This window comes from Hyphomicrobium methylovorum (genome assembly GCF_013626205.1).
Classification (GTDB): Bacteria; Pseudomonadota; Alphaproteobacteria; order Rhizobiales; family Hyphomicrobiaceae; genus Hyphomicrobium_B; species Hyphomicrobium_B methylovorum.
In genome coordinates this window covers 689,680-716,240 of sequence record NZ_QHJE01000001.1, presented here as the reverse complement: position 1 = coordinate 716,240, position 26,561 = coordinate 689,680, and the positions used below count along the sequence as shown (strand labels likewise).

28 protein-coding genes are annotated in these 26,561 nt (G+C 58.1%); 13 read left to right on the top strand and 15 right to left on the bottom strand.

The features are described from left to right. Positions 1-31: 31 nt before the first annotated feature. Positions 32-649 carry a response regulator gene (locus DLM45_RS03705; RefSeq protein WP_181335641.1) on the top strand — a complete coding sequence of 206 codons (618 nt, stop codon included), beginning with the start codon at positions 32-34 and terminating at the stop codon, positions 647-649. Between the two features lie 8 nt (positions 650-657). Here the strand turns inward: DLM45_RS03705 and DLM45_RS03700 are convergent, their stop codons facing one another. After that, positions 658-1,536: an SUMF1/EgtB/PvdO family nonheme iron enzyme gene (locus tag DLM45_RS03700; protein ID WP_181335640.1), complete on the bottom strand. Its 879-nt coding sequence runs from the start codon at positions 1,534-1,536 to the stop codon at positions 658-660. 82 nt (positions 1,537-1,618) lie between these two features. After that, complete coding sequence (locus tag DLM45_RS03695) at positions 1,619-2,134, bottom strand: DUF3617 domain-containing protein (RefSeq protein WP_181335639.1); 516 nt, start codon at positions 2,132-2,134, stop codon at positions 1,619-1,621. Positions 2,135-2,317: 183 nt separating this feature from the next. Between DLM45_RS03695 and DLM45_RS03690 the strand changes: the two genes are divergently transcribed. Both DLM45_RS03690 and DLM45_RS03685 read left to right on the top strand, forming a co-directional pair. Next, a complete protein-coding gene (locus tag DLM45_RS03690; RefSeq protein WP_181335638.1) occupies positions 2,318-3,427 on the top strand; it encodes a WD40 repeat domain-containing protein in 1,110 nt (369 codons plus the stop codon). Positions 3,428-3,434: 7 nt separating this feature from the next. Beyond that, the gene (locus DLM45_RS03685) at positions 3,435-4,217 is read left to right on the top strand and encodes a vWA domain-containing protein (RefSeq protein ID WP_210269785.1); all 783 of its coding nucleotides are present in this window, start codon (positions 3,435-3,437) and stop codon (positions 4,215-4,217) included. Here the strand turns inward: DLM45_RS03685 and DLM45_RS03680 are convergent. After that, positions 4,183-5,016: a quinoprotein dehydrogenase-associated SoxYZ-like carrier gene (locus DLM45_RS03680; RefSeq protein ID WP_181335637.1), complete on the bottom strand. Its 834-nt coding sequence runs from the start codon at positions 5,014-5,016 to the stop codon at positions 4,183-4,185. The two genes, DLM45_RS03685 and DLM45_RS03680, sit on opposite strands and share 35 nt — an antisense overlap. A gap of 170 nt (positions 5,017-5,186) precedes the next feature. Here DLM45_RS03680 and DLM45_RS03675 point away from each other — a divergent pair, with 170 nt between their 5' ends. The 10 genes from DLM45_RS03675 to DLM45_RS03630 all read left to right on the top strand — a co-directional run bounded on the left by DLM45_RS03675 (position 5,187) and on the right by DLM45_RS03630 (position 17,014). Then, positions 5,187-6,314: a serine hydrolase domain-containing protein gene (locus DLM45_RS03675; protein WP_181335636.1), complete on the top strand. Its 1,128-nt coding sequence runs from the start codon at positions 5,187-5,189 to the stop codon at positions 6,312-6,314. Positions 6,315-6,830: 516 nt separating this feature from the next. After that, on the top strand, positions 6,831-8,714 hold the full coding sequence (locus DLM45_RS03670) for a PQQ-dependent dehydrogenase, methanol/ethanol family (protein WP_181335635.1): 1,884 nt from the start codon (positions 6,831-6,833) through the stop codon (positions 8,712-8,714). A gap of 131 nt (positions 8,715-8,845) precedes the next feature. Beyond that, positions 8,846-10,654: a quinoprotein dehydrogenase-associated putative ABC transporter substrate-binding protein gene (locus tag DLM45_RS03665; RefSeq protein ID WP_181335634.1), complete on the top strand. Its 1,809-nt coding sequence runs from the start codon at positions 8,846-8,848 to the stop codon at positions 10,652-10,654. A gap of 177 nt (positions 10,655-10,831) precedes the next feature. Next, positions 10,832-11,359 carry a c-type cytochrome gene (locus DLM45_RS03660; protein WP_210269784.1) on the top strand — a complete coding sequence of 176 codons (528 nt, stop codon included), beginning with the start codon at positions 10,832-10,834 and terminating at the stop codon, positions 11,357-11,359. A 62-nt stretch (positions 11,360-11,421) separates the two neighbouring features. Beyond that, on the top strand, positions 11,422-12,627 hold the full coding sequence (locus DLM45_RS03655; RefSeq protein WP_181335633.1) for an ABC transporter substrate-binding protein: 1,206 nt from the start codon (positions 11,422-11,424) through the stop codon (positions 12,625-12,627). A gap of 22 nt (positions 12,628-12,649) precedes the next feature. Next, positions 12,650-13,618, top strand: coding sequence for a PQQ-dependent catabolism-associated beta-propeller protein (locus DLM45_RS03650; RefSeq protein ID WP_181335632.1), 969 nt, complete (start codon positions 12,650-12,652; stop codon positions 13,616-13,618). Positions 13,619-13,634: 16 nt separating this feature from the next. Then, positions 13,635-15,002, top strand: coding sequence for a histidine kinase (locus DLM45_RS03645; protein ID WP_181335631.1), 1,368 nt, complete (start codon positions 13,635-13,637; stop codon positions 15,000-15,002). Further along, positions 14,999-15,619 (top strand): response regulator, encoded by a 621-nt coding sequence (locus DLM45_RS03640; protein WP_181335630.1) that lies wholly within the window; start codon positions 14,999-15,001, stop codon positions 15,617-15,619. The genes DLM45_RS03645 and DLM45_RS03640 overlap by 4 nt, the downstream gene beginning before the upstream one ends. Before the next feature lie 403 nt (positions 15,620-16,022). Further along, the gene (gene lanM, locus DLM45_RS03635) at positions 16,023-16,427 is read left to right on the top strand and encodes a lanmodulin LanM (protein ID WP_181335629.1); all 405 of its coding nucleotides are present in this window, start codon (positions 16,023-16,025) and stop codon (positions 16,425-16,427) included. Positions 16,428-16,627: 200 nt separating this feature from the next. Further along, the gene (locus DLM45_RS03630; protein WP_181335628.1) at positions 16,628-17,014 is read left to right on the top strand and encodes a hypothetical protein; all 387 of its coding nucleotides are present in this window, start codon (positions 16,628-16,630) and stop codon (positions 17,012-17,014) included. Between the two features lie 24 nt (positions 17,015-17,038). Here DLM45_RS03630 and DLM45_RS03625 read toward each other — a convergent pair whose 3' ends face one another. The 12 genes from DLM45_RS03625 to moxG form a co-directional block, all read right to left on the bottom strand. Next, positions 17,039-17,377 carry a hypothetical protein gene (locus tag DLM45_RS03625; RefSeq protein ID WP_181335627.1) on the bottom strand — a complete coding sequence of 113 codons (339 nt, stop codon included), beginning with the start codon at positions 17,375-17,377 and terminating at the stop codon, positions 17,039-17,041. Positions 17,378-17,400: 23 nt separating this feature from the next. After that, positions 17,401-18,375: a TraB/GumN family protein gene (locus DLM45_RS03620; RefSeq protein WP_181335626.1), complete on the bottom strand. Its 975-nt coding sequence runs from the start codon at positions 18,373-18,375 to the stop codon at positions 17,401-17,403. A gap of 40 nt (positions 18,376-18,415) precedes the next feature. Then, complete coding sequence (locus tag DLM45_RS03615; protein ID WP_343062234.1) at positions 18,416-19,384, bottom strand: YncE family protein; 969 nt, start codon at positions 19,382-19,384, stop codon at positions 18,416-18,418. 1 nt (position 19,385) lies between these two features. Beyond that, positions 19,386-19,922: an SRPBCC family protein gene (locus DLM45_RS03610; RefSeq protein ID WP_181335625.1), complete on the bottom strand. Its 537-nt coding sequence runs from the start codon at positions 19,920-19,922 to the stop codon at positions 19,386-19,388. A gap of 29 nt (positions 19,923-19,951) precedes the next feature. Continuing rightward, the gene (locus tag DLM45_RS03605) at positions 19,952-20,941 is read right to left on the bottom strand and encodes a vWA domain-containing protein (RefSeq protein WP_181335624.1); all 990 of its coding nucleotides are present in this window, start codon (positions 20,939-20,941) and stop codon (positions 19,952-19,954) included. Then, positions 20,938-21,519, bottom strand: a complete 582-nt coding sequence (locus DLM45_RS03600) for a hypothetical protein (protein WP_181335623.1) — start codon at positions 21,517-21,519, stop codon at positions 20,938-20,940. Before DLM45_RS03600 ends, DLM45_RS03605 begins: the two co-directional genes overlap by 4 nt. Then, positions 21,509-22,513 carry a vWA domain-containing protein gene (locus tag DLM45_RS03595; protein WP_181335622.1) on the bottom strand — a complete coding sequence of 335 codons (1,005 nt, stop codon included), beginning with the start codon at positions 22,511-22,513 and terminating at the stop codon, positions 21,509-21,511. The genes DLM45_RS03600 and DLM45_RS03595 overlap by 11 nt, the downstream gene beginning before the upstream one ends. Beyond that, a complete protein-coding gene (locus DLM45_RS03590) occupies positions 22,510-23,490 on the bottom strand; it encodes a nonribosomal peptide synthetase MxaA (RefSeq protein ID WP_246317137.1) in 981 nt (326 codons plus the stop codon). The genes DLM45_RS03595 and DLM45_RS03590 overlap by 4 nt, the downstream gene beginning before the upstream one ends. Continuing rightward, on the bottom strand, positions 23,487-24,344 hold the full coding sequence (locus DLM45_RS03585; RefSeq protein ID WP_181335621.1) for a DUF58 domain-containing protein: 858 nt from the start codon (positions 24,342-24,344) through the stop codon (positions 23,487-23,489). Before DLM45_RS03585 ends, DLM45_RS03590 begins: the two co-directional genes overlap by 4 nt. Next, positions 24,341-25,399, bottom strand: a complete 1,059-nt coding sequence (locus DLM45_RS03580; protein ID WP_181335620.1) for an AAA family ATPase — start codon at positions 25,397-25,399, stop codon at positions 24,341-24,343. Before DLM45_RS03580 ends, DLM45_RS03585 begins: the two co-directional genes overlap by 4 nt. A gap of 159 nt (positions 25,400-25,558) precedes the next feature. Beyond that, positions 25,559-25,828, bottom strand: a complete 270-nt coding sequence (locus DLM45_RS03575; protein WP_246317519.1) for a methanol dehydrogenase [cytochrome c] subunit — start codon at positions 25,826-25,828, stop codon at positions 25,559-25,561. A gap of 137 nt (positions 25,829-25,965) precedes the next feature. Further along, a complete protein-coding gene (gene moxG, locus DLM45_RS03570) occupies positions 25,966-26,541 on the bottom strand; it encodes a cytochrome c(L), periplasmic (RefSeq protein WP_181335618.1) in 576 nt (191 codons plus the stop codon). Between the last annotated feature and the right edge of the window lie 20 nt (positions 26,542-26,561).

The window sequence follows — 26,561 nt, the reverse complement described above, 5'->3', positions numbered from 1 at the left end:
CAATAAAAGGTCAATAAGAGCGAAGCCAATCGTGAAACTTCTCGTCGTCGAGGACCACCCGATCGTCATTTCCGGATGTCGCGCGCTGTTCTCGGAAGATGATGGAGTGGAAATGGTGGAAGCGCGGACAGCCGCCGCGGCGCGCGCCGCCGTGCAGAGCGAAAATCCCGACGTCACCGTCATCGACATCAATCTCCCGGACGCCTCCGGACTTGAACTGACGCGGGAGTTCACTGCGGCCGATCCGAACATGCGCATCGTCGTGTTTTCGATGAGCGACACGCCGATGCTTGCTATCCAGGCGATTGAGTGCGGCGCCAAAAGCTACGTGAGCAAAAACGGCGATCCCTTCGATTTGCGCGATGCGGTGCTTGCGGTCGCGCGGGGCGAATCTTGGATTTCCGACGAGCTGATTCAGGAGATGGCCTTGCTGCGCGCCAAGGCTCGCGGAACGACGGCGCTGATGAGCGACCGCGAACATCTTGTCCTGCGCATGCTGGCTCGGGGGCGCAGTATGGCGGAGATCGCAAACGAGATTTCCGTATCGTACAAAACGGTTGCCGCCGATTGCGCGATGCTGCGGACCAAGCTCGGCGCACGCACGTCGTCTGAAATGGTGCGTATCGCCGTCGAACTGAAGCTCGTCTAGCACGGCAGCTAAGGCTTGAGGTCGCGGGCTATCCGAAACCCGACCGTCTGGTTGCGGAAAGACGGCCAGTTCCGCAATCGCATCGCAGATCGCATCTGGCGAGGCTCGTAAAAGCAGGACCCGCCGCGAAAAACGCGCAGCCCTTCGACAGCGTCCGGCACCCCGCAACTCTTCGATTGTCGCGCGGAACCATCCGATGGGCCGCTGCTGTAAGCCTCGCAGAAATAGTCCGCGACCCATTCCCAGGCATTCCCGTGAACGTTGAAAAGACCGAACGGGTTTGCCTCGAAATGATCGACCGGGAACGGGCCATCGCCGTCGCGTTCGCTGCCGCAGCCCCGGCAACACGCCATGACTTTGCCGTTCAGCTTGGGTTCGTAGCCCCACCAGTATCGCGTCTTGCTTCCTCCACGCGCTGCGTATTCCCACTCGGCTTCTGACGGCAAGCGATAGCGATGCCCGGTCTTCTTCGATAGCCATGCTGCATAAGCATTTGCGTCGTCCCAACTGATCCCAACGATCGGTTGATCGTCGCCCGTGATGTAGGCGCCCATACTCTTGTACGTAACGCCTGTACCCGTTTGGATATTGTTGTCGTTGCCAGGCTCCAACCATTCCGGGGGAGGGCAGCCCTTCGCAGCAACACATGCCATGTACTCAGACGTACGAACTGCAAATCGGCCAATTGCAAATGATTTGATGGAAACGGCGTGCAGTTCTTCTGACGGCAAGCGGCCTTGTTCGTTTGCAGGAGAACCGATTTCGAATCCCGGCGGCGACGCCGGAACGACGACCAGCGTAGGGCAATGCTCCTGCGGGCAATCGTTGATCACTTGTGGATCGCCTGCACGCACACCGGTTGCAAACGGCGCAGCGAGAGCCGCCACGGCAACAAGCGTCAGTGCGCAATTTGAGCGTCCGCGAGGCGTAGAAGGCCTAATCGAGATCCGACGACGTATGCCTGCGAACTTATTGCACCATGAATTTCGAGCCATCTGAACCCTTCGCCTCGCCGGGCTTCAGATCCCCGCATGCTTCGCCAAGATACTTCCCGGTCTGTGCGATGGTGCGCTTGATAACCACGGACTGGTTCGTCTTCTCCGGATCACTCGTCGTGCTATCGATTTTGATTTCGAATCCGGATTTGAAATCTCCGCTCATGCTCGTTGTGGAAATAACCTTCCGCTGATTGAAGGTGCAATCGGCATCGACAACCGTTCCGCCGTTTTCGGCTTTGATGTCATAGGCAGCGCAACTCCGTTTGTGCTCCAGAATGCTGTTCTGCACCGTGTTGTGTTCCATCGCCTGATCGACGCAGAGAGTCATGGTCTGATCGCGTGGACCATTTCCCTCATCCATCGTCGTCTTGAGTTCCCAGAGCCCGGCTTTGCGCTCTGGCAACGCGGCTTGTTCCGCGCTCAGCGCGGGCGCTGCGCCGCTCGTCAGGATCAGCAAGGGAACGAAAAGCAAGATCGGTAGACGCATGAGGGGTCTCCTAACGGCGGACGGGCTTTTGGTGGATGCCGCAAGGACGCTCTCTAAATCGCACCCGGCGGCCACTGCAACGGTTGGATGACTTGAACAAGAATAACGGGAAGTATTCCCATTGTTGCTGCCGATTATTCGTTAGCATGGTGCTGCATTCGGTCAATACCGGAAGGAGCCGCGATGACGTTCGGAAAAATAGCGGTGCTTTCCGCGCTCCTTCTCTGCGCAGTCGCGTCTTCGGCGGCACTCGCGGATGCACCGACGCTAACCGAGGCGAAGTTGCTCCTGGCCGGGCATACCCGCGACCTCTGGGCAGCGATGTACAGTCCTGACGGCCGCCACATTCTGACAGCTTCGAGCGACAAAACCGCGAGGCTTTGGAACGCGGAAACGGGTGCGGAGATTGCCGTTCTTAAGGGTCATGCTGAAGGCGTGCGCAACGCTGCGTTTAGTCCAGACGGCAAGATGATCGTCACCGTCGCTCGCGATGGATCAGGCAAGCTTTGGGATGGTGAGACCGGCGCAGCAAAGGGCGATCTCGTCGGACATACCGCGATGACCGAAGCGGTAACATTCAGTCGAGACGGCAGCCGCATCGCAACCGGATCGCTGGATGCAACGGCACGCATCTGGGACCCAGAAACGGGCAAGGAGCTGCTGAAACTCGTCGGGCATGATGGAAACATCGCGGACGTGGAATTCAACGCCGATGGATCGCGTCTCGTCACGGCATCGAACGACCGGACGGCGAAAGTCTGGGACGCAAAGACTGGCGCATTGCTTTTCACGCTCGGCGATCACGGCGGCATGGTCACGAGCGCAGTATTCAGCCCGGACGGAAAACTGATCGCCACCTCGTCGAGCGATAAACTCGTCCGGCTTTGGGATGTGGAGAAAGGCACGCTGGTGCGAACATTGGAGGGACATAAACGCGGTATTCTGCGTGTCATTTTCGATGATAGCGGGAAGAAGCTCTACTCAGCATCGACGGACAAGACGGCGCGGCTTTGGGACGTTGAAACCGGCGCGAGCGTTGCCAGCTTCGAAGGGCATACGCGTTACGTCATGCGGCTGGCGTTGAGCAAAGATAATATGCTCCTCGTGACGTCCTCGCATGACAAGACCGCGCGCGTTTGGGACGCAAAAACTGGCGCGCCGCTTGCCGTATTGGCTGGCCATTTGATGGAAGTGGAAGACGCCGAATTCTCACCAGACGGAAAAAGCGTCGTGACGGCCTCGTACGATGGCAAGGCGCGCGTATGGGATATTTCCAGCTTGGTGCGCAAGTGATCTCAAGATGGGATTAGCGCAGACACGGGACCTGATCGTCAGCCGTCGCTGGAATTGGGCGTGTATCGCATTTGCAGCGATCACCTGGACGCAATCATTTGGCGCGGTAGCGCAACCCCAGAAAAGCGATCCGCGCGGCGACTGCTCGAAAGATCTTATGTTTGTCTTCGATGCGTCGGGATCCATGGGCACGACCGACTTGGGACGTAGGGAGCCGCATATTGCGCGCGTGAAAAGCGCCTTCCGGCGCATCGTTCCGGAAATCCCCGCGACGCGCCGGATGGGATTGATCGTCTACGGACAGGGTGCCTACAACCGATGCGACAGCATCGAGCTAAAGCTCCGGCCGCAAACGAATGCCGGGGCAACGATCCTGGCCGAGATTGACAAGATCACGCCCGCAGGGCGCACGCCTCTGACGGAGGCCGTGAAAGACGCTGCCGATATTCTCGACTACCGCAACAATCCCGCCGTCGTCGTGCTGCTGACGGATGGCGAGGAAACATGCGCGGGTAAACCCTGCGATCTTGCCGCGAATTTGAAAGCGAATGCGGCCGATCTAACGGTTCACGTCATCGGATATCGTCATCGCGAAGCGAGCGGGCTTGGTGCCGTCTTCGGCGCACGCTGTCTCGCCGAAACGACGGATGGTCTTTATCTATCCGTCGAAACGGAAGACCAGATCGTAGAAGCGCTACGCCGAACGCTGACCTGTCAACTCACGACAGACAATCAAATCAACGAACGCGCGCCCATCATGAGGGCGGAGATATCGCTCCCTGCGCCTTGAAGGTCGCCCCTTCCGTATCCGTTGCACTGAATTCGAGATCGGCGGGGTTGTTGGTTCCGAAAGTGAACCGGATATTGGGATCTTCCGAAATCGAGATGCCGCCTTCCATCCGCCAAAGAAGATTGTCGCCTTGGCGTACGTCGATGGAATTCACAAAGCGGGCAGGGGTATAGTCGCCCGTCTTCTTATCCATCTGCAGTCCGGTAAAATTCGGATGCCGGATCATGACGCGAGCCTCGCGCCACGCTGTCGCCTGGTCGCCGTCACGGAGAACGACGAGCTGTGTTTGCCCCAAGCGGGCCAGCGCATCAGCCGGATCTCTCGATGCGGGTGCCGAACATCCTCCCGAGCCAATGACGAATTTCGACGCCATATGCAGCGTGCCATCGGTCGTTTCCAGAATGGCGCGGACACGGCTGAACGCATCGACGCGAACACGCGTCGCAATCGTTCGTTCGCCGACGTCAGGTCCGTTGCGGAACGCATCACCGAACGCGAACGTCGCGGCGACTGGAGAGGGATTGCGGTCGATAATAAGGGTGAGAGACTTCACCGTTGGCGCAACGGATGACGGAACTTTGATGGACACCGGCACGACGGCTGCGTCATCCGCTTGGTTCGGCGCGAAGATCTGCACGCTTCCGTCATTCTCGATGACAGCTCTATTCTGGAAAACGCTTTCTCGAATATCCGGCCAAGGATCGTCGGCGGCAGCAGCGGATTGCGTTGTGATGGCGGCCGCAATTCCCGCGACAAGCAGCAGGAGCGCCATGCGGTTTATAGAATACGACTGTCGCATCTTGAGCCTCCACAGTTCCGTTGAAGAGCCCCAACGGTGATGACCTGCAATGGGCTCCGTGTTTACGCCGAACCGGAGCGGGAGCGAAGTCTCTATTGCGTTCCCGGCTTTCATCGGGAGATATTCCCAGGACGGCCGTTGGCAGGTGGGTGACTGGAGTAGCCACGCGCATGAGGATTTTACTTCTCGCCGTCGGTCTATGGATATTCACGCCATCGATGAGTTTGGCAACTGGCGCACGCCCGCTGGCGGAACGCGTTCAGGCGCTCGTCGCAGACTTTATGAGTTCTGGGTCAACGGCTGGGCAGCCTGCCGTTCCCGCCATGAGTGTTGCGATTGGCCGTGACGGAAACGTGCTGTTTGCCGATGGATTCGGCGAGGCCAGAACAGGCGTTCCTGCAACGTCGCGCACGATCTACATGGTTGGATCGCTGACGAAGCAGTTCACGGCGGCAGCGATCCTTCGATTGATGGAAAAGCATGATCGCGCGGGTCTGACGGGCAAAGAGCTATCGCCATCGCTTCCGGTTGCCGATGTTTTGCGAGTGGCCGACGCATGGGCGATTGAGGGCGGTCCGCCGATCACCGTTAGTCATCTCCTTTCGATGACTTCGAACTTGCCAAACTTCACCAGGAAGCCGCCGCGTCAACTCGATCCCTGGGGCAGCGTGCCTGCGCGCAAGCTTCTTGGCGAGTTGGGTGACTTCCGGCCGAGCGGCTATCCGGGGGAATTCGAGTACTCCAACACCAGTTATTTCCTGCTGGCCGAGATCATGGAAGCGGTGGAGTTAGCCGGGCACTATCGCAGCTATCGCCAGACTCTGAATGACGAGATCTTCGCTCGTCTTGGGATGACGCAAACAGGCTTCGCATCCGACCCAAAAATTGTGGCCGCTCTCGCTGATCCCCACTTCACGCGTCCACCGCCGTTTGCCGCGCCCGATTGGCTAAAGGGCAGCGCCGACGTCGCGAGTTCGGTCATGGATCTCTTCCGCTGGAACACGGCACTTATGACGGATGAAGTTCTGACGCCGACGATGCGCGATCTCATGCTTTCAGATCAGGCCCGGGTTGATGTCTGGACTTACTACGGGATGGGTTGGTTCATCACGCACAAGGGCGGAATGGATCGCTATTTTCACACCGGCACGGTCTCGGGATTCACGTCGTTTAACTTGATCGTGAAAGGGACTTCGAAAAGCTGGATTTCAGTTTCGCTGCTCGCAAATTGCGACGGGCTCGAAGGTATCAGTGACCTGGGAGAGAAGCTGGCCGCGCTCGCACTTGAGACGGACTGAAAACGCCTCGGGAGAATTGACGAACAAAATTCGGGAGTTTTGCCCACTGGCGCGCGTGCAGATTCCTAGAGAACATGCTTGAGCCACGTACAATTTGGCGCCGAGCGGATCTCCTCCTGTTCTCCTGCTCGGCGCCAATTTTTTTGTGCGGTCGGCTTCGCAATGATGAAGACGTCGGCGTCATCAAAGACATTCTGTTCTGTAATATCGTCACAAGCGCGTGATGAGGAAATCTTCCTATTGCGGGCAGGAAGAAGTCCCATGGTTGGTGAGAAAAACGGACACTAACGTCCGCCTGTCAGCCCGATCGCGATCTGCATCAAGAATGGATCGAAGTCGGGCCGGTACATGGCCGGGATCGTTCGCCGGCAACCCACTTTCCAGGTCTTCCTGAATGATCCCAGACCACTCCTGTCTGGGTCGAGTGTGTTGCTCGCCTCGAATTCCCGGCCGGACGGGCTCTCTTGAATTGCAAGCGCGGAGACGGGCCCGCAATTGGCCAGGAGGAAACAAAAAATGAAATTCAGATCGCTCCGTTATGCAACGGGGGGAATACTGGCGATGCTGATCGGCTTTGCCGCTCCGGCCATCGCTCAAGACGAGGTGGAAAAGCACGCCGCCAATCCGAATGAGTGGGGCGCACCCGGCCGGGACAATGCCCTGACTCGGCACAGCGCATTGAAAGACATCACGACAGACAACGTATCGAAGCTGCAGATGGCGTGGTCGCAGTCGACCGGCGCACTCCGCGGCCACGAAGGCCAGCCGATCGTGATTGAAGACGTTGGCGGCAAGCCAATGATGTTCTTCGTTTCCGGCTGCCCCGAAATGTCGAAGTGCAACATCGCTCAGGGCCTTGACCTGTCAGACCCCGATCATCCCAAGCAGATTTGGAACTACGTCAAGCAGACGGACCGTGACGAGACGGCCGTGCCGCGCGCATGCTGCGATACCGTGAACCGTGGTCCCGCATATGCTGATGGCAAGCTCTACTACGGCACACTCGACGGCTTTTTGATCGCGCTCGACGCTCAGACGGGCAAGGAAGTTTGGGTCGTCAAACACGCGTGGCCTGAAAAGGGCGAAACCATCACCAGCGCACCGGTCATCGCCGGAAACCTCGTGATCAGCGGTTTCGGTGGCGATGAATTCGCGGCACGCGGCCGCGTCGCTGCATACGATCTCAAAACCGGAAAGCAAGTTTGGAAGTGCTACTCGACCGGTTCGGATAAGGACGTGTGCCTGACGAAGGACACGAACAAGGCCAATCCGCATTTCGGCGTTGCCGGTAAAGATCTCGGCATACACACACACGTCGGCGACGATTACAAAATCGGCGGCGGCGCGGCATGGGGCTGGTTCAGCTACGATCGCGAGCTGAATATGGTCTACTATTCGACCGGCAACCCGGGTCTCTGGAGCCCGTCGTATCGCTGCTCGAAGAAGACGCACGAAGAGTGCAACACGGGTGAATTCGACAACAAATGGTCGATGACGATTTTCGGTCGCAAGGCCGACACCGGTGAAGCCGTCTTCGCCTATCAGATGACCCCGTTCGATCAGTGGGACTATGACGGCGTCAACGAAAACGTCCTCGTCGATATGAAAATCGACGGCCAGGATAAAAAGACGCTCGTCCACTTCGATCGTAACGGCTTCAGCTACGTTCTCGACCGTACCGACGGCACGCTCCTGCGTACCCACAAGTACGTCACTGTGAACTGGGCCGAAAAGATCGACATGAAGACCGGTCGTCCGATCAAGGTTCGTGAGCATTCGCCTCTCGAGCGCGGCCGCAACGTCAATGCTTGCCCCTCAGCGATGGGCGGCAAGGACCAGCAGCCTTGCTCGGTCGATCCCGCGGAGCCGAACAAGTTCTATTGCCCCACAAATAACTGGTGCATGGAGCTTGAGCCGCAAGAGCGTAGCCATACCCAGCAGGGCACGGTCTATGTCTTCGCGAACGTCTACATGTTCCCGGAGAAGCCCGGCATCACCGGAAAGATCAAGAAGTTCGACGTCCTGACGGGCGAAACGGATTGGGAAATTCCGGATCAGTACCCCAACTGGGGCGGAACGCTGACGACGGATGGCGGACTGCTGTTCTACGGCTCACTGGGCGGTGATTTCCGCGCTGTCGATCGTAACTCCGGCAAGGTGCTGTGGTCGCGCAAGCTCGCCTCAGGCATCATCGGCAACCCGATCACCTACAAGGTTGGAGGCAAGCAATACGTCTCGATCCTTTCGGGCATCGGTGGCTGGATCGGCGTGCCGGTTACGGCGGGTCTCGATCTCAACGATAAGTTCGGTGCGATCGGTGCAACGGCCATGACCAAGGCTGCCAACCTCGACAAAATTCCTCAGGCCGGAACGCTCTTCACGTTCCGCGTGATGGAATAGTCGAACGCACGGGGCACACGGACGGCGCTGGGCGAATGAAGTTTCGCCCGGCGCCGACGTCTCTCGAAACCCTTTCCGTGTGCCGCATATCGCAAGCGAATACTCGTTTTGGACCGACCCGGAATTTTTTGATGATGCGTTATTCGTTTGCCGCGGCCCTTTCGCTTTTGTGTCTTTCGTTGGCGCTGCCTGCTGCAGCCGATGATCGAGCGAACAAGGATCAGCAGCGGCTTGAGGCAGCGCTCGCGCGCCTGGAAGCACAGTTGCCGCTGACGTCGGCCGATCACACGGCGCTCAAGAAAGCCGCCATCGCACGCAAGCTGAGCGGACTGCGCGTTTGCGGTGATCCCGGCAACATGCCGCTCTCCGATATCAATCGTGCTGGGTTTGAAAATAAAATCATCGAACTCATTGCAGCCGAGATGGGCACGCACGTTACCTATTTTTGGCGTCCCTACCTTGAGCGCGGAATTACGCGACAGACATTCGAGTCCGGCGAATGCGATGTTCTTCTTGATCTTCCTGTCGGCTTTGAGCGCGTACTGACGACGGAGCCGATCTATCGCACGACGTACGTTCTCGCGTATCGCAATGATCGCGGACTCAAGATCAAAAACCTCGACGATCCGCAGCTCAAGACGCTGTCTATCGGAACCTTCCAGACGTCCTCATTGCGCACCGCTCTCGCCGAACGCGGTATTCGCACCAACGTGAAGCTGCACGTGCTGAGCCACAACGCCGATCTCGACCCGTCCGTTCAACCTTGGCGGCAAGTGCAGGACGTCATCGACGGCAAGCTCGACGTCGCCGCCGTCTGGGGCCCCTTTGCAGGTTGGCTCAAGACCATGAAAGGCGCGCCGATCGTCGTCCAGCCTGTCAATCTCGACGAAGACGACGTTCCCCTTGAGTTCGATCTCACGATCGGCTTGCGCAAGATCGATTGGATTTTGAAGTACAAATTCGATCTCGCGATCGATGCCAAGAAGGCCGAGATCGAAAAAATTCTGCGCGACTATGGCGTGCCGCTCGTTCAATGCAGTCGCTGTTACGTGCCGGGAGATCTCCCCTCGCACGGCATTTATACAAAGCCGCTTATTGATGAGCAGGCCAACGCGAACGTGCCGGTAGCGCCGGACCAGAAGGTCACGCGCGAGAAGCTCGAAGCCTGGCTGAAAGAGGGCGTGAGTGTCGATCAGGAATTGTCGAACGCGGTCTTGGCAGGAGATCTGACGCGCGTGGCGTTCCTCATCGAGAAGGGCGGCAACGTCAACAAGCTCAATTCCGAAGGCTACGCGCCTTTGCACATTGCCTCGCGCAATAAACGTTCCGAGATTATAACCGCGCTCCTCGACAACAAGGCAGACGTCAACCAGCGCGACCGGGACGGCTTCACGCCGCTTCAGCATGCGGTTCTCCGCGATTTGCCGGACGCGGTAACGGTGCTCGTCAAACACGGCGCTGACGTTGAACTTCGGACGCCCAACGGTGTAACTCCGCTCGCCCTCGCGATCCTGCAAAATGCTTACAAGGCAGCGATTGCGCTTGTGGACGCGGGCGCCGACGTCGAGGCGGCGGACGGCGAAGCGAAGCTCACACCATTGATGCTGATTTCCGGAACCGAAAGCCGCGAGTTGACTCTCGGCGCCGGTGTGTCCCGCATTGAAAAACTCAATCCGACCGATCCAGGTCCGCTGGAGGTTGCGCGTGCGTTGATCGCCAAGGGCGCGAAAGTAAACGATGTGTCGGGCTCTGGCGTGACAGCGCTCATTCTGGCCGCCGCCCATAACAATGCGCCGATCGTCGGAGCGCTTGTGCAGGCCGGTGCTGATCCCACGCTCAAATCGCGTGACGGTCAGACGCCCGCCGACGTCGCACGCCAGAACGGGAACACGGCCGTCGTGAGTCTGCTCAATCTGCTGTCCCAAGCGCGACGCAATTGACGATGCGCAATCGGAAATTCGGGAATTTTAGGAAAGAGCGAACGGTTTAAATAATCGCCAATAGTCACGTGAATGGGAAATTTCACGCTTTCAACGGCAAATGAAGAGGATCAACTCGTGAGATACTGGAAGACCCTTTTAGCTTTATCGGCTGTCGCACTTTTCGGAGTGACGGCGATGACTTTGATTTCGTCGCGCCCGGTAATTGCTGATGATGAAATTGCGATCGATCCCGACGATCCGCAGGCCGAGGCCAAGATGGCGGCGGCCAAGGCCTATAAGGAATTCAAGGCGAGAAAGCCGACGCCGGTAGAGAACAAACCTCCGCTGGAAGTCGACAAGGGACATCCCCTCGGTTCGATGAAAAACCCTTACACCGATCAGCCAGACAAGATCGAAGAAGGCAAGAAACTGTACTTCTCTTACAGCTGCAACGGCTGTCATGGCGGCGGTGGTGGCGGTGGCATGTGTCCCCCGCTCACGAACGAAACCTGGGTGTATGGCAGCGACGACGACATTCTGTTTCGTCTGATTTCGCAGGGCAGTCAGGAGCTACAGAAGAATTACGGATTGGCGCGCAAAGGCCAGGAAAGCGTCGTCGGCCCGATGCCGCCATTCGGCGAACTGATCAAGACCGACGATGAGCTCTGGAAAATCGTTGCCTTCGTGCATTCGCTTTACAAAGGTTCCAAGAGGAATTGGTGACTCGAGGCAGATGCACGGGCAAACGCCATCAACGCGCGCTTGTTAGCGCAAAGTGCTTTGCCATGGCGGTTGTAACATTCGCATTGACGTTTGCGGTGCCGGTGCAAGGCGGCGACGCCTTGCCCGGAGTCGATCCGGCAAAAACGACCACGATTAAAATGGCGTATCTCGGAAAAGCCTATGCGGAGATTGAACCGCTCTCGCTGGTCGACAAAATTTATACAGACAAGGGTATCCAAGGCGCGCGCGTCGGATTGGAGGAAGACAATCGCACCGGGCGCTTGATCGGTCAGAACTTCACGATGCTCGAAGCCATCGTGCCGGAAACGGATGACATCAAGACCAAGGCCCGAGAGGTCCTGGCATCGGGCATCTCTCTGATTATCGCCGACTTGGAACCGGCCGATCTTCTTGCCGTTGCCGATCTCCCCGAAGCGCAAAGCGCCATCATTTTCAATATCCGCTCCAACGACGACGCGCTGCGCAACGAGAATTGCCGCACGAACGTGTTTCATATTCTGCCGGACTGGGCCATGCGGGCGGACGCGCTTGCGCAGTACCTGATCTGGAAGCGCTGGCGAAATTGGGCGCTCATCTCAGGCACCACGCCTGACGATAAAGAGTACGCCGAAGCCGTGCGCCGCGCCGCGAAACGCTTCGGCGGCAAGATCGTCGGCGAAAAAACCTACACCTATCACGCTGGCTCGCGGCGCACCGATACTGGGCACCAGCAAATTCAGACGCAGATGCCGCTGCTGACGCAAGGCCTTGGCAACTATGATGTCATCATCGTTGCCGACACCGGCGAAAGCTTCGGAGACTATCTGCTCTTCAACACGTATGAGCCGCGCCCGATCGCTGGAACGCACGGCCTGATGGCGCTCTCTTGGCATCGCTCTTACGAAGAAGCCGCTGCAACGCAGATGCAGAACCGCTTTGAGCGCAAAGCAGGTCGCATCATGACCGAGCGGGATTACTCCGGCTGGCTCGCGGCCCGCACATTCGGCGAAGCCGCCACACGCACTAACTCCGCCGACGTCGCCACGCTGCGCGCCTATCTGATGTCAGACCGCTTTGAGGTTGCTGGCTTCAAGTCTCAAGGCATGACGTTCCGAAAATGGGACCGGCAATTGCGTCAGCCAATTTTACTCGCAGGCCCAAGAGCGCTTGTTTCCGTTTCGCCTCAGGATGGCTTCCTGCATCCGAAATATCTGACCGATACACTCGGCTACGACGAACCTGAATCCAAATGCCGAAACAAGAACTGAAAACCCAGCATCGGAATGCACCATGAAACGTTTTGCTTTTGGCCTTGCAATCGCGTCCTGCGCATTCTCCCTGCCGGCGGCCGCGGGCACGGCATTTATCAGCAATGAGAAAGACAACACCATCACCGTTCTCGATACTGAGACGTTGAAGGTCGTGAAAACGGTTCCGGTCGGTCGACGTCCCCGCGGGATGGTTCTCTCTCCCGATTACAAGACGCTTTACATCTGCGCTGGCGACGACAACCGCCTCGATGTGATGGATACGGCAACGCTCGAAATTACTGCCACGCACGAAACGTCAGGTCCGGATCCCGAGCTCCTCGACATCGATCACGCAGGAAAGCTGCTCTACATCGCTAACGAAGACGATGGCATGGTCACCGTCGTCAACACGGCGGACGGCAGTGTAAAGGGCGAAATTCAGATCGGCGTCGAACCGGAAGGCATGGCGGTCTCGCCGGACGACAGCATTGTCGTCGCCACGTCTGAATCGACCAGCATGGCTCATTTCATCGACACCAAAACACTGAAGGTCGTCGCCAACGTTCTGGTCGATACGCGCCCGCGCGTCGCTCGCTACACACCGGACGGAAAACATGTTTGGGTCACGGCCGAGGTGGGTGGCACCGTCTCCGTCATCGACGCGGAAACACGCCAGATCGCCCAGCGTCTGACATTCGATATTCCAGGCGTCCGTCCGGAACTCATCCAGCCGATGGGCGTGCAGTTCTCCGCTGACGGCAAGCGCGGGTTTGTAGCGCTCGGCAGGGCGAACCGCGTGGCTGTCATCAATACCGAAACATACAAGGTCGAAAGTCTAATCCTCGTCGGGCAGCGCCCCTGGCATCTGGACTTCAACGCCGACCGAACAAAGCTTTTTACGGCGAATGGCCTCTCGAACGATGTTACCGTCATCGACGTCGCGTCGTTGAAAGCCGAGAAGTCTGTGCCTGTAGGACGTTTGCCTTGGGGTCTTGTGTTTAAACCGTGACGCTTGGTGGTTCACCATGTCGCTTCGCCAGCGCTTATTGTTGCGCGTCGCCCTCGTCCTGGGGCTTAGCCTCATCATGGGCGCGGCGATGTCATATTGGCGGGCAGCAGGAAAGATCCGCACCGAGTTGCACGCGGCGTTTGTCGTCGGCGAGCAGGTTCTGAAAGACGCCGTCGGCGAATTGGAGCGATCCTCCGCGCCGTATCAGCAGATGCCTAGTGTCATCGATCGGTTCAGCGGTGGCCGCCACCTCAAGGTTTCTCTGATCGGCATGAACGGTGAGCGCGTCGCGGAATCGCGCATCGCAATGCCGTCTGACCCCGCGCCCGATTGGTTTATCGCGTTGTTTGGAGGTCCGCCCGAAACGTCAAGTATCCCGGTGCCGGACAACGTCCATGGCTATCAGTCGTTTCTCATGGAGGCCGACCCTCGCAACGAGGTGCAGGAATTGTGGGAGGATCTGGGAAGCAGCCTTGTCGTTATGGCAATACTAACTGGCTTGGTTTCGGCGCTGATCTATTGGACGGTCGGTCGCGAACTCAAGCCTTTGATGGATCTCAATCACGCGCTTTCTCTTGTCGCGCAGCGCGATTTCACAACGCGACTTCCGGAAACGGGCTCTCGCGATCTGCAAGCGGTGGCGCGCGGGTTCAACCATATGGCGGTTCAACTCGAGCAAGCGGAAGCATCGAAAGCGCTGTTGGAAGAGCAACTTTCGAGCGTGCAAGACGAAGAGCGGGCGGAACTCGCGCGCGATCTGCACGACGAGATCGGACCGCTTCTGTTTTCGGTCGGCCTCGATACCGCGGGCGTGCAAAAGGCGCTTGGGACTGGCGTGAATAGCGATGCGCTCGAACGTCTTGAATCCATACGCGAAGCGGTCAGCTTGAGTCAGAAGCGCGTGCTTCAAATCCTCGGTCGTCTAAGAAGCGGAACGGTGGAAGACCTCGGTCTCGACGCATCGATCAAGCGGCTAATCGAGTTTTGGACATCGCGCCATCCGACGCTCAAGGTGGAAGCGAGTGTTCCGGAAGATGGCGTTGGTGCCGATCTCGATCCCGTCGTCTATCGGATTGTCCAGGAAAGCATGAGCAACGCCGTACGCCACGGCAAGACGACCGCGATCGATATTGCCGTATCGCGGGACGAGGGGCAGGGCGTTCGGGTGAGTGTCAAAGACAACGGCGGTGGATTGAAATCGCTGCGTGCTGGGCACGGATTAACCGGCATGCGAGAGCGCGTTGCATCGAAATGCGGAGTCTTCTCCATTCAAAACCGCACCGATGGGGAAGGCGCGCTCGTCGAAGCACAATTCCCACCAGAGTTTTCCGCTGAATCCATACAACCAAATCAACATCTTGAAGCAGGGTCGAACGTGCCATGAAACTCCTTCTGGTCGATGATCATGTTCTCGTTCGCCAAGGCGTGCGGCGACTTCTCTCGGCAATTCCAAACGCCGAGATTTACGAAGCAGCGACGAGCCACGAAGCCCTCGCGGTCTTCCGGCAGCAGTCGCCGGATGTCGTCATCCTCGACATCAGTCTTGCCGGGGCGAGCGGACTGGAACTCTTGAAACGGTTTCAGATTGAAAGCCCGAACGCAAAAGTTCTGATGCTCAGTATGCACGCTGAGGCGATTTACGCGGCACGGGCCGTACAGGCGGGCGCGCGAGGATACATCTCCAAAGGCGCGTCTGCGGAAGAACTCGTCACGGCTGTGCTGCGCGTTGCAGAAGGAAAGCGTTACGTCGAACGAGAGATCGCAACAGACCTCGCGTTGAAGCAGTTCTCCGGCGACGGCGACCTTCTCGAACGTCTCACAATGCGAGAGATCGAAATCTTGCGGCTCCTCGGCGAAGGAAAAAGCCTGACAGCAATCGCCTCCACACTCGGCGTCGCCTACAAAACGGTGGCGAACGCCTGCAGCTTGATGAAGGGCAAACTTGCGGTCGAGCGAACCGCGGATCTCATCCGCATGGCGCTGGAAATGCGCAAAACGTAATCCGAACCGCTTGACGCTCAGCCAAGAAGCCTGCGAAGCATGGCGAGAAGCTGTTGGTCTATTCCGCAGCAGCGCGGCATCACGATCGATCCGCCCATGACACAGAGCCACGAACCCTTCTAAGAAGCTTCGTGTTCCGCCGCTCGTTCGGCGATTGTTGTGTCCCGTTCGGCCGCCGACCGGCCCCGAGCCGGGCCGTCCTCCAAGCCACAAGTCGGCCCCCATCCCATCTCAAAACCGCTCCCGGGAAAAATTCCCTAAATTTCGGGAAAAATTTCACCAGACATCGGGAAGTAATCCAGTGTTAGTTTGCAGTTATTGCCAATGAGAGGGAAACCATCCCGATATTTTCTTCCGATTTTGGGGGATTTTGCAGGCAATACAGGCAAAGGAGCAGTTTTTGATGAAAACGACCAACATCGGCGCAGCGGTTTTGAGTGCACTGGCGATTCTGGCATTTGTGCCTGTAGGACCGGTTTCGGCAGCATCCGCTTCGCTGACGGCCCTCGATCCCGACAACGACGGAACTGTCGATTTGCCGGAAGCAAAAGCAGCGGCAGCCAAGCTTTTTAAGAAGTTGGACCCCGATAACGACGGCACGCTCGACGCCAAGGAACTCGAGGGGCGCATCGACGAAGCCGCGTTGAAGGCTGCCGATCCGGATAACGACGGCACGCTGGATCAGGCGGAATTCGAAAAAGTGGTCGAGCAGCGGTTCCACGCTGCCAATCCCGATAATGACGGCACGCTGGACGACGAGGAACTCGCGACAGCCGAAGGGAAGTCATTCCTGCTTCTAGTGGAGTAACTGCGGCGGCCGCTCGGCGGCATGGCGCCGAGCGGCCACGCGCATCGAACGAAAAGGACGACAGGTTGGACAAATAGGCGCGGATTATTGCCCATTACCGATTCTTCCTTCAGTCTTGAAGAAAAAATAGGACAGGGCAGGAGACGCGCTCGGTTGGTTTGGGGTCACGCAAGTGAGCCGTTAACCTAGGAGACGACTCGATGCTCTTTCGAATCTCTTCCTTTCCCGTATCTCTCGCGGCAGTGGCTGTGGCGTGCATGGCGGGCGCCACCGTCAAAGCAGACACGACGCAACGCGTTTCGGGATACTTCTGCGGCGCCAAATCAGATCAGATCGCATTCTTGCAGCGTCGCGCAGCAGGAGACGCCGGCGAGATCGCCGCCAACGTCGTGAACAAAGCGGCCGGCAAGCAAACATGCGCTTACTTCTTGCCAGCAACCGCAATTCCGGCCGACGAAAAAACCGTCATGTCAGGCGGCATCGTCTACCGGATGCAGAGCTTCGTGTTCTTGCCGGAAAAAGTTGAACGGTGGACCGGCACTTATTTCGGTTCGCTACAGACGACAAGAAACTACAGCGAGCTATAAGCGCCGGAATTCGTTCCGTGTCTGTTAGAGGTCCTGCTTCCGGATATTTTCCGGTGTCTGACCGTCGGGCAGACACGGCTTTGCGCTTGCAACGCACTTGAATTTGTCCGGCGGCTCTTTGTGACACTTGATGGTCTTGTCCTTGGCTTGCTCCCAGAACTCATAACCTCGGCCAAGCGCGCCTGCGCGTGATGACCACCAGACGGTCGCTGCTTTCTTGGCGTCTTCTTCCGTCTTCCCTGTCGTCTCACCGCTATCGACTTTTTCTCCACAGAAACCGGCTGCCGTCGCAGGCATCGACATCGCCAGCGCACCGATCACGCCAAAGGCGGCGAATGCCGCATATGTTTTGAACTGTCTCATGTTGAACTCCGATCTACGGTTGATCATTCGATAGCGACGGTCGAGAAGCCCTTCTGCTTCAGCAGCGCAACGAGGCCTTCAGGTCCGATTTGATGCATCGCGCCGACGGCGATAAACGCGCCGCCTTTGTCGAGGAGCGGCAATGCTCGCTCCAGCATGCGCGCGTTGCGCTTGCCGACGAGCTCCGAGCGCAGCGATTGAAGCATATCGTCCGTTAAACCCGCCTGCGGCGCCATGATTTGCGTCAACGACCAAACTGCGTCGAGCCGACGGAATCGGTAGAGCTGCGCCATCGTTTCCGAGATGTCGTCGACGCGCGGATGCAGTTCGATGCTCGCTTTGAGCCACGCCACCTGAAGCGCTGACGGAATGGACGCGAGCGATTGATATTGCTCCAGCGTCGTCTCGAGCCCAACGATCGGCAGGTTGTTGTTCTCGGCTCTCTCGACGATGATCGCGTCGATCGGCATGAGCCCGCGTTCCTGAAGCGAATGCTGACAGGGAGAATCCGCGAGGAACATGGTCGCGGCCCATGGCTTGAGAGCAAACGCCATGCGCCCCGGATAGCCCGCCGCGATGAGCGCGCGCTCAACGACGGACATCTCGTGCTCGTCGAGAACGCGCTCTAGCTCACGGTCCAGCGAAACCATAAGGGGGTTCGCGTCGGCCATGGAAGCCTGCCAGGCTTCCTTCGATGCAGGCTGCGCAGCTTCGACGGCAATGACTTTCGATGACGCGATCGCACGCCGCACCGCGGGTGAAAGCGTCTGCATGCTTTCGTCGATAACGTGCACCGTGCCGAACAGATAAGAGGGCGCGAGGTTGTCCTTCTCGATCTTCCAGAGCACGGCCTGGGCATTGGCGACGCGTGCCGCCTCGGCAAGGATCTGCTCCAGCCGCGGCCGATTCTTGAGATCAAGTTCTTCCAGGACGCTCGTAGCGTTGCAGGGAGGTGCTTTGTCCTGACTTGAAGATTGAGCCGAGACGCCGTGCGTCATGACCAAAAGCGCGGAAGCGGCGATCGCAACGACTGCGCCGCTATGGAAGCGCAGGCCCTGCGAGAACCATGCGAGGCCCGCTCGGACATTTGATACGCTTCGTCTCTGCTTTCGTCTCAAGATCGACGACCGAGACGCTTGAAGAAAACCAATTGGCGACATAGGCCTTCCTTCCGCTCTCCAGCACAATCAATCCTTCGGGGTATCGCCCGACCTTGACGTCCGCGCGAACACTTGGCTTTGCATCATCGAAGATCGAGATGCTTCCGCCTTCTTGGTTGGAAACGAGAACTTGGGTGTCGTCTTTCGCGAAAGCAACGCCATAAGGCATCGCATGCGTCGCCGGACTCGAAACGACAGCGAGCTTTTCCGTATCGATAATCGACAGCGTCGCTGATTGAACATTCGCGACAGCCAAGCGCCGCTCGTCCGCACTTAAAGCTAAAGCAAATGGTGCGCGCCCGACCGGGATCGTCTTCAGGATGGTATTCGATGGCGCATCGATCACGCTGATGCTGTCAGACTCGCGGTTCGCAACGAATATTCGTGCGCCGTCGCGGGAGGCAACGAGGTGGGCGGGGGAATGTCCCGTCGCCAATGAGGCTGTCACTTTGCCGGTTGCTTCGTCGACGACGGAGACGCGATTGGCGCTCCAGTCGCCGACATACAACGTTCCCTTCGTCCCAGTCGCCAAGCCGAACGGTTGCCCGCCAATCTTCAGACGACGAGCTATGGCCCGCGTCTTCAGATCAACAACGAGGACTTCACCGCTATCGGGCTCCGTAACGAAGGCTTCCGAAGAGGCCGAACGCAAAGCAAACGACGCAGGCTTGCCCTTCAATTCGATCTTCGTTGCGATCTCGTCCGTCTCGGGATCCACGATCGAAAGGATCGCATCGTCTTGGCTTAAAACATAAATCGCCTGACTGCTACCGCTCGCCGCCACCGGCGCCGAAACGCCGATGGTCAACGCAACAAATGCAGCGAGAGCAGCGCCGGCGCCTCGCACTTTATTTGCCCTCAGCTTTCGCCTTGAGCCCTTCGAGACCAGCCTTGATGAAATCGGTCGTCGCTTTCACCGCAGCTTCGTCGTTCTTGTTTTCCGGCGGCTCGTTCGTCGTATCGGCGCGATAAAGGCGCGACACCCATTCGACGTTGCTGCCACCGTCCGCTGGCGTCACCGTGATGACAGCCGAATAGAAGCTGACGGGGAACGCATCGACATTTTCAGTTTGCAGACGCCAGCCGAACGACATTCCCTTGTCGTCGATATCGTCGAGGCTTTCTTCAAGATCGCCGCCGCTTTTGAGAGTGATGACGCGCGTCGCGCCCGGCTCGCTGCCGCCTTCAGCTTTAACGTTGGCGAGGCCTGGGTGCCAGGTTCCGATAGCGCCAAAATCTTTGACGATCTTCCAGACATCCGCGGGCGGAGCGTTGATCGTGATCTTCTCTTCGACTTTCTGCGGCGTCGGACCGTGGGCATGCGCCAAGCTGAAGCCGCCCACAAGGAATGCAAATGCAAGAATAATATGACGCGAAAAGATCATACAAATCTCCTGGTTTTTAGTTATGCGCATCAAGATGTCGGCTGGTGGCGGCCCCAGCGGCGATTTCGAATTCCGCCATCGAAAAGAGACAAAGCGTAAAGAGTGACGAGCAGGCCGAGCGCCAGCAGTGCAGGAATGAAAGCCATGTTCGTTGAGATCGGCAGCGAGCGCGCACTGCCTGCAGACAACAGCGGACCTGCAAGGCTGCGCGTCTTTTGCAACTCGACATAAGTCAGCCCGGTCAACTGCGCGAGCGTTTCCAGATGCTCGGTGCGGACCGAAGACAGGTGCTCTTCGCCCCCTTCCGGCGCCTCTCCGAAGGGTGCGTTGCGTGCATTGTATCCAGCACGATGCTCTGCACCTGCTGGCGCCGCGCCGATGCGGTTGTCCTGCGGAACATCGCTCGGACCGTAGTCGCCGATCTGTCGCCCCTCATCGTCGTATTTCGGGATAGGTGACTTCTCCGTTCCGCCTACGCCGACGATCAGGCCTTTGACTTCACCCGGCTTGCCGTCGAATTCGATCGGCATGTCCGCGCGCAATGGGGGTGCTTCGTGTCCGTCCGTCAGGAAGATCACGTCGGCTTTGAGGCTTTCGGCGGTTGCAATGCTGGAGAAAAGACCGCGCGATATGTAGCTGTCGGCCTGCCACGCCATGCGCCAATTGATTTCAGAAATCGCGCCTTCGAGAGCGTCGTAGTTGCCACAAATCTCAACCGGATCGAACAGCAGAAAAGACACGCGCTCGGTGAATAGCCCGAGGCCCAGCTTCGACTCGCACGGCAAATTCTGCATCATGTCGATCAGAGCTTTGCGCGAGGCTTCGAGACGGCTTTGCGTGCCGGGCGGTTGGCCCATGTCTCGCGTGTTCATGCTGCCGGTGATGTCGAGCACGGCCAAAGCGTTCGCGACTTGACGTTCGCGCACGACATGAAATCCGACAATGGCCAGAGCTGTGAGAACGAGAGCCGCAAGAAGCAGCAGCATTCGCCTGTCGATGTGAATGCCAGCAAGTGTCATGGCAGGCCTTTCGGCACACCGGGAAGATCGGTCCAGAGTTTCTTGGGCGTCTGTTGCTCGTCGTCCGGCAGGTTGTCGGCTTGCGGCAGGTCGCGAACGATCCGCATGGCAACATCGAGATTGTAGCGCGCGTCCCAATCGTCCGGCTTCAGCTTCAACGCCATGCGGTACTCGGACTTGGCAACATTGACGAGAGCGGTTCCACGGTCGATGTCGCCCTTGCGGACGAACTCAGTCGCCTGTCGCGTTCTCTCATTGGCGATATTGAAAAGAGCGAGGGCGCGAACGTCTATCGAGATGCGCGTTTCGCTGCTACTGTACAAAGTTTGCGCTTCGTCCAGTCGATCGCGGCGAAGAAGCTCGTTGATACGCGCAAGAACCTCTTCGGATTCTGCGCGCGCGGGCTGAATTTCGACGTCCTTTCCGTCGAGCAGGGCCTGAATGTTTGTGTTCGCATTCTTCGTCCGCAGAAAATCGGCGCCGACCAAGAGCGTCGCCGCCGCTGCCAAAATCGCGAGAAGCCAGATAATCGGACCTGTCCAGATTCTGAGTTCGTTGATCTGATCTTTAAGCTGCATGGGTGCCATCCTGAGATCGCCCGAGCGAACGTTCGCACAGCTTTGCCGCCAGCAGGCCGCCGAGCGCGAGCGCCGCCAGCGCATAGGCCCAGCGTGACAGGTCGTATTGTGGGATACGCTCGGAATAAACGATGGGTGTCTGTTCGAGCTTGCCAATCTCGGTGATCGCTGTCTTCACCGCTTCGGGGCTCTCGGCTTCGAATGCGCGGTATGGCACCTTCAGGCTCTCGAAGAACTTGTTGAGATGCCGCTCTGGTAGAACTTGCGGCGTATCTTCTGCGCCGGGAGGCGGAACTTCGAAGATGCCGTTCGTTCCTTCAGTCCTGAGATAGAGCCAATAGAGATGCACAGGCAGCCGCGCAAACTCGGTGCGCAGGCTTTCCTGCACACGCCGACCAATCACGCCAGCGCCGTCCGAAACAAGCACGATCGCGCGAGACGCTTGCGATACGTCCGCCGCCATCATGTCGAGGCCCATGCCGAGGCCGCGTCCGATGTCGGTGAACGATAGCCCTCGGCGGTCGATAGCATCGATCGCACCGAGAACGAGGTCTTTATGATCGGTGATCGGGGCGATGTGGATAGGTGCAGTTGAGAAGGCCGCAATGCCAAAGCGATCATTGGCGCGCTCTTTAACGAATTCCTTGAGCAAACGCTTCGCTGCTGCCGACTTCGATTCCTCCGCGCCGCTCGGCTGCCGTCCAGCAAACGTATCGTCCATGCTCGACGAGCGGTCGATCAATAGAACGATATGCGCGCCCTGGCCGAAACGGTCGATGCTGCGTTCGCGCAACGAAATGCCCGCTACGCCGAGAATGAGCCCAGTGATCGCAAGAACGCCGAGAAGACGCAGGCCGATGTCGATCGCTTGCGACAGGCGATCGATTTCAATTCCGGCGAGTGACGGAAAGCCATCCTGCTTCTGTCCGCTGAGAAACAGCGGAATGAGCGCCAGCGGCAGCAGATACAGCGCCAGTGGGTTCGTGAATATCATGCCGCCTTTTCCTCGCGCGCGAGGTCAGCAACAAGATGGCGAACATCCTCTACAGAAAACCGGGATTCCGCCGCAGCCTTGTCTCCGGAGAAAAAATACATCCGCGAGCTTTCGAAGAATTCACGAAGCCGCAGCGACAAGTCAGAGAAGCGCTCATGCTTGGAAATGAAATTCGGAAGATCGCCTGCGAACACGCGGCCGCCATGCGCTTCGTCGAGCGCGCGATGCAGCACGAGCAACGATTCGGCATATCGATCGTCGCTCGACGATGCGGACTGAAGCTTGCGGATGCGCCGATCTGCAATCGTGAATGGACGCCCAGCCCGTCGCGAAAATGGCCATATCGCATAGTGCCAAAGCAAAAGCGCGAGAGAGAGAAGCAACGCCGCGGCCGAGAGTCCAAGAAGCTTTTCCAATCGGCCCGTCGGTATCAGATTGGCGCGAGCATCTGGCCGAAGAATTTCAGAAATCTCTGTCTTTCGGTCCGGCATCACGTCATCGAGCAAGATGTCGCGAAGGGGAGAAATCGTCAGCTGCAATGCAGGTATCGAGGCGGAAGCTGGTGGAGCTTCCCCTTCGTTGCGATGTTCGTCCTTAGCGCCATCAGCTGGCGGTTGAACGCCGGGATTGCGAAACTTGAGCGGGTAGGGCGGAATCTTCAGCTTTGTCGCCTGAAGGGCGGAATAGAAGATCTGGTATTTGAGAATGATCGTATGCGTTTTTGCGCCGTGCGCTTCGCGAACGCTGTGATCGACGGAAGTGAGATCAAGCCAATATGTCAACGAGCCTGGACGCGGAAGGCTGCCAGAAATCAACTCCGTATCGCCTGTCGTCACGACTTCCACACGCCGCTCGAGCGTGTCGCCCATGAAATAGCCGAACGCCCGAGGTTCAAAAATATTCACCGCCTCGATCGCGGCTTGAACCGGTACGGGGAACAGCAACAGGAACAGGATTGTCGCCAGTTTCCGCATCATGCGCTTCCATAGACCAAATAGGTTGTCAGCCGCATCCAATCGATCCGGTCCCGGATCGTGAACATCTCTCGCGCGGATGCATCGAACACTTGGCGCACGCGGTTGCGTCGCGCTTCGCGCAACACCCGCCAGCGTTCCTTCAGCGAAGGGCGCATGGCAATGAGGCGGCGCCGGCCGGTCTCGAGATCACGCAGATTGACGAGCCCCCAATCGGGAAACCCATCCGTCTCCAGGCTGTCTTCAAGCTCGATCGGCACGACATCGTGAAACGCAAGCGTTTCGCCTGCGAGCTGCGCTTCCTTCTCCGACCAATGAAAATCGGAAATCAGAAAGACAAGTTTCTTTGACCCGACGAGTGCAGCCGCAGCCTCTCCAACGCCGCTTACGCCCGGCGTATCCGGTCGATAGGCCCTGAGCCGTTCAACGGCTTTCGAATGGGCCGCACGCGAATGCGTTCTCCGGAGCAGAAGATCGTCCCGCAAAGTCGCATCGAACGGATAGAGCGCAAACGTATCTCCCGCCCGTTCAGTGCAAATTGCCAGTGCTTGCGCCAAATCAGACGCCATCTGGATCTTGTCGCAACGGCCACGAAAAGCCATCGATGCCGACACATCGACCAGAACAACGACATCGATCGCACTCGGCTGCTCGAAGCGACGGACAAGCAGGCGTTCGAACGGGTCGTTCAGCGATGCCCGAATAGCAATCCGGCGCGGATCCGGCAGAGAAAGGAGCGGAACAACGTCACGAAAGAGCCCGCCGCCGCCAAAAAGATAGCTGCGGTGAGACCCTGCGCGCAGCCCGCTGGTTCTCCACGGAATATGGTAGGCGACGTCTTGCAGCTCGGCATTCATGGCGCCGGGACGCTCGCAAAAATCTGATCGATGAGTGAACGCACCAGCTCTTCCCGCCGCAACTCGTATACGGGCGAGAGGAAGATGCGATGCGCCATGCACTCGTAAAAGATATCGCGAATGTCTTCGGGAACGACCATCTCGCGACCCGCGAGCCAAGCCGAGACCCTGGCAGCACGGATGAGATAGCTCATGCCGCGCGGGCTGGCGCCGCCAGCGACGAGGCGTGTCATGTCGACACCCGGAATGGAAACATTCGCCGCCGCCGGATCGCGAACAGCCTTCCAAAGGTCGAGCGTATATTTTTCAATCGCCGGGCTCACGACGACCGACGACTGGATAATTTTCGCCAGCGCATTGATCTGGCGATAGTCGATCACGCCTTCTTTGAGGGCTCCGATCAATTGATCGACATCATGAAAGCGCGTCTCGAACAACAACGCACGACGAGACTCGTCGTCGGTCGGCGAGCCAATAGAAACTTCCATCAGGAAGCGGTCGCGTGCAGCAGCCGGAAGTTCGAACGTCTCTTCGCGTTCGATGCGGTTGCGATCCGCAAACACGAGAACGTGCGGAAAGAAGTGTTCGGTATTGAAGGCGGTGATGCTGCGTTCGGCCATCAACCGGAGCAGCAACGAGTGCACCTGCGGACGAGCGCGGTTGATTTCGTTGAAGAAGAAAACCGAGAGATCGCTGCCATGCCGCAGAACCGGTCCGGGCTCCACGCGTGGCTTACCGTCCTCGTTGAGGAACGTGTAATAAATCATGTCGGAAGGCATCAGATCGATGGTGCCTTCAACGCGCTCGTAAGAGCCGCCGAGAGCGTGAGCAACCGCTCTGAGCAAAGTCGTCTTACCGACGCCGACGTCACCTTCCAGCAGAACGTGACCGCGCGCGAACACAGCAATCACAAGTAAACGGATGGCGCGTTCCTGGCCAACGATAGCCCGACCGACTTCGCCTTCGAATTCAAGCGCGCGTGCGCGCCAGTCTTTGAGATCCATGCGATCCGATTCCGCTGCATCCTGCTCGCGGCCGATAACGGGGCGGTTCATTGCAGGATTCCAAAGCTACGCCGGACCGGCGGAGATAAACCCCGCGCAGCTCGGAGCGCGAAAGAAAAAGGGGTGCTGCGAAAGCAGCACCCCCAGTGACCTCGGAGAGGAAGTTCGTCTTGCAAGCGCAGCAAGATCCGAGGATTAGCAGGGGTGCGTCTACTGGATCTTCTTGACGTCGTAGACCCACTTGCCGGTCTTCTTGAAGTGAGCAGCGCGCTGAGCGTTGCGTGCTTCTTCGCCCTTGCGGGACTCGACCTGCTTTGCAAGTTCCTTCGGGTTATGCTTCGGGTCGTACTTCGAGCCCGCGATTTTCTCCGGGAAGCCAGGCTTCGGCTCCCAGCAGTTGCCGGGTGCTTTGCACTTGGTGCCATCGTAAGCCATTGCAGCAGGCGTGGTCATGCCAACGAACCCTGCGGCAACGAGCATTGCTCCGGCGACGATCGGGAGTGAAATCTTCTTCATCGGCTTTCCTCCATTTTCTTCTACTCAGTTCAGACGGTCTTTCCGTCCTTGTTGTTCCCGTACCAGCTTCGTATGAACGGCCAAGCCGCGCCATACGAAAACTAGTTGCCGGAAATCTTGCATTCCTGCTTCTCGGCAGCGGCCTTGCCTTGGCTTTCCCACTTCTTCAGATCGAAGGGTTTGAAAGCTTTCTTTTGCTCGTCCGTCAGCCAATCCGCATCAGACACATCTTCAACTTGAATGTGCCGGATCCAGGCGATGAGCTTCAGCATGTTGTCGAGCTCGATATCCGAGTGCGGACCCATCATGCCGTTAGCGCCGCCAAAGATCGTTTCGAAAATACCCTTGTCGGTTTTGTTCTTTGGATAGGTCCAGTAAGCGTCAGCCAAGCCAGGACCGACTTTGCCTTCGCCCACGTGGCCGTGGCAGCCAGAGCAGGATTCGAGGTAGACCTCTTCGCCTTTCGGCAGACAGCCCGGAACTTCAGTGTAAGGGTTGACGCCCGTCTCTAAAAACTTCTTCACCGCCGGAGTATCCCGGCCTTCCGCCGGTGCATTCGCGTCGATATCAAGCACGTCGCCCGTCACGGTATTCCGGAAAGTCTCTTGGCCAATCGAAGGTCCGCTGGCCACAAGTGCGCACAGAGCTAACCCCGCTGCAAATACTGCTGATTTCATTATCCTGGTTCTCTTTTCTC

What these genes read in the sequence shown, in the direction of transcription:
- DLM45_RS03695 (WP_181335639.1), bottom strand. Translation starts at nt 2,134, where the DNA reads ATGCGTCTACCGATCTTGCTTTTCGTTCCCTTGCTGATCCTGACGAGC.
- DLM45_RS03690 (WP_181335638.1), top strand. Translation starts at nt 2,318, where the DNA reads ATGACGTTCGGAAAAATAGCGGTGCTTTCCGCGCTCCTTCTCTGCGCA.
- DLM45_RS03685 (WP_210269785.1), top strand. Translation starts at nt 3,435, where the DNA reads ATGGGATTAGCGCAGACACGGGACCTGATCGTCAGCCGTCGCTGGAAT.
- DLM45_RS03680 (WP_181335637.1), bottom strand. Translation starts at nt 5,016, where the DNA reads ATGCGACAGTCGTATTCTATAAACCGCATGGCGCTCCTGCTGCTTGTC.
- DLM45_RS03675 (WP_181335636.1), top strand. Translation starts at nt 5,187, where the DNA reads ATGAGGATTTTACTTCTCGCCGTCGGTCTATGGATATTCACGCCATCG.
- DLM45_RS03670 (WP_181335635.1), top strand. Translation starts at nt 6,831, where the DNA reads ATGAAATTCAGATCGCTCCGTTATGCAACGGGGGGAATACTGGCGATG.
- DLM45_RS03665 (WP_181335634.1), top strand. Translation starts at nt 8,846, where the DNA reads ATGATGCGTTATTCGTTTGCCGCGGCCCTTTCGCTTTTGTGTCTTTCG.
- DLM45_RS03660 (WP_210269784.1), top strand. Translation starts at nt 10,832, where the DNA reads ATGACTTTGATTTCGTCGCGCCCGGTAATTGCTGATGATGAAATTGCG.
- DLM45_RS03655 (WP_181335633.1), top strand. Translation starts at nt 11,422, where the DNA reads ATGGCGGTTGTAACATTCGCATTGACGTTTGCGGTGCCGGTGCAAGGC.
- DLM45_RS03650 (WP_181335632.1), top strand. Translation starts at nt 12,650, where the DNA reads ATGAAACGTTTTGCTTTTGGCCTTGCAATCGCGTCCTGCGCATTCTCC.
- DLM45_RS03645 (WP_181335631.1), top strand. Translation starts at nt 13,635, where the DNA reads ATGTCGCTTCGCCAGCGCTTATTGTTGCGCGTCGCCCTCGTCCTGGGG.
- DLM45_RS03640 (WP_181335630.1), top strand. Translation starts at nt 14,999, where the DNA reads ATGAAACTCCTTCTGGTCGATGATCATGTTCTCGTTCGCCAAGGCGTG.
- lanM (WP_181335629.1), top strand. Translation starts at nt 16,023, where the DNA reads ATGAAAACGACCAACATCGGCGCAGCGGTTTTGAGTGCACTGGCGATT.
- DLM45_RS03630 (WP_181335628.1), top strand. Translation starts at nt 16,628, where the DNA reads ATGCTCTTTCGAATCTCTTCCTTTCCCGTATCTCTCGCGGCAGTGGCT.
- DLM45_RS03625 (WP_181335627.1), bottom strand. Translation starts at nt 17,377, where the DNA reads ATGAGACAGTTCAAAACATATGCGGCATTCGCCGCCTTTGGCGTGATC.
- DLM45_RS03620 (WP_181335626.1), bottom strand. Translation starts at nt 18,375, where the DNA reads ATGACGCACGGCGTCTCGGCTCAATCTTCAAGTCAGGACAAAGCACCT.
- DLM45_RS03610 (WP_181335625.1), bottom strand. Translation starts at nt 19,922, where the DNA reads ATGATCTTTTCGCGTCATATTATTCTTGCATTTGCATTCCTTGTGGGC.
- DLM45_RS03605 (WP_181335624.1), bottom strand. Translation starts at nt 20,941, where the DNA reads ATGACACTTGCTGGCATTCACATCGACAGGCGAATGCTGCTGCTTCTT.
- DLM45_RS03600 (WP_181335623.1), bottom strand. Translation starts at nt 21,519, where the DNA reads ATGCAGCTTAAAGATCAGATCAACGAACTCAGAATCTGGACAGGTCCG.
- DLM45_RS03595 (WP_181335622.1), bottom strand. Translation starts at nt 22,513, where the DNA reads ATGATATTCACGAACCCACTGGCGCTGTATCTGCTGCCGCTGGCGCTC.
- DLM45_RS03590 (WP_246317137.1), bottom strand. Translation starts at nt 23,490, where the DNA reads ATGATGCGGAAACTGGCGACAATCCTGTTCCTGTTGCTGTTCCCCGTA.
- DLM45_RS03585 (WP_181335621.1), bottom strand. Translation starts at nt 24,344, where the DNA reads ATGAATGCCGAGCTGCAAGACGTCGCCTACCATATTCCGTGGAGAACC.
- DLM45_RS03580 (WP_181335620.1), bottom strand. Translation starts at nt 25,399, where the DNA reads ATGAACCGCCCCGTTATCGGCCGCGAGCAGGATGCAGCGGAATCGGAT.
- DLM45_RS03575 (WP_246317519.1), bottom strand. Translation starts at nt 25,828, where the DNA reads ATGCTCGTTGCCGCAGGGTTCGTTGGCATGACCACGCCTGCTGCAATG.
- moxG (WP_181335618.1), bottom strand. Translation starts at nt 26,541, where the DNA reads ATGAAATCAGCAGTATTTGCAGCGGGGTTAGCTCTGTGCGCACTTGTG.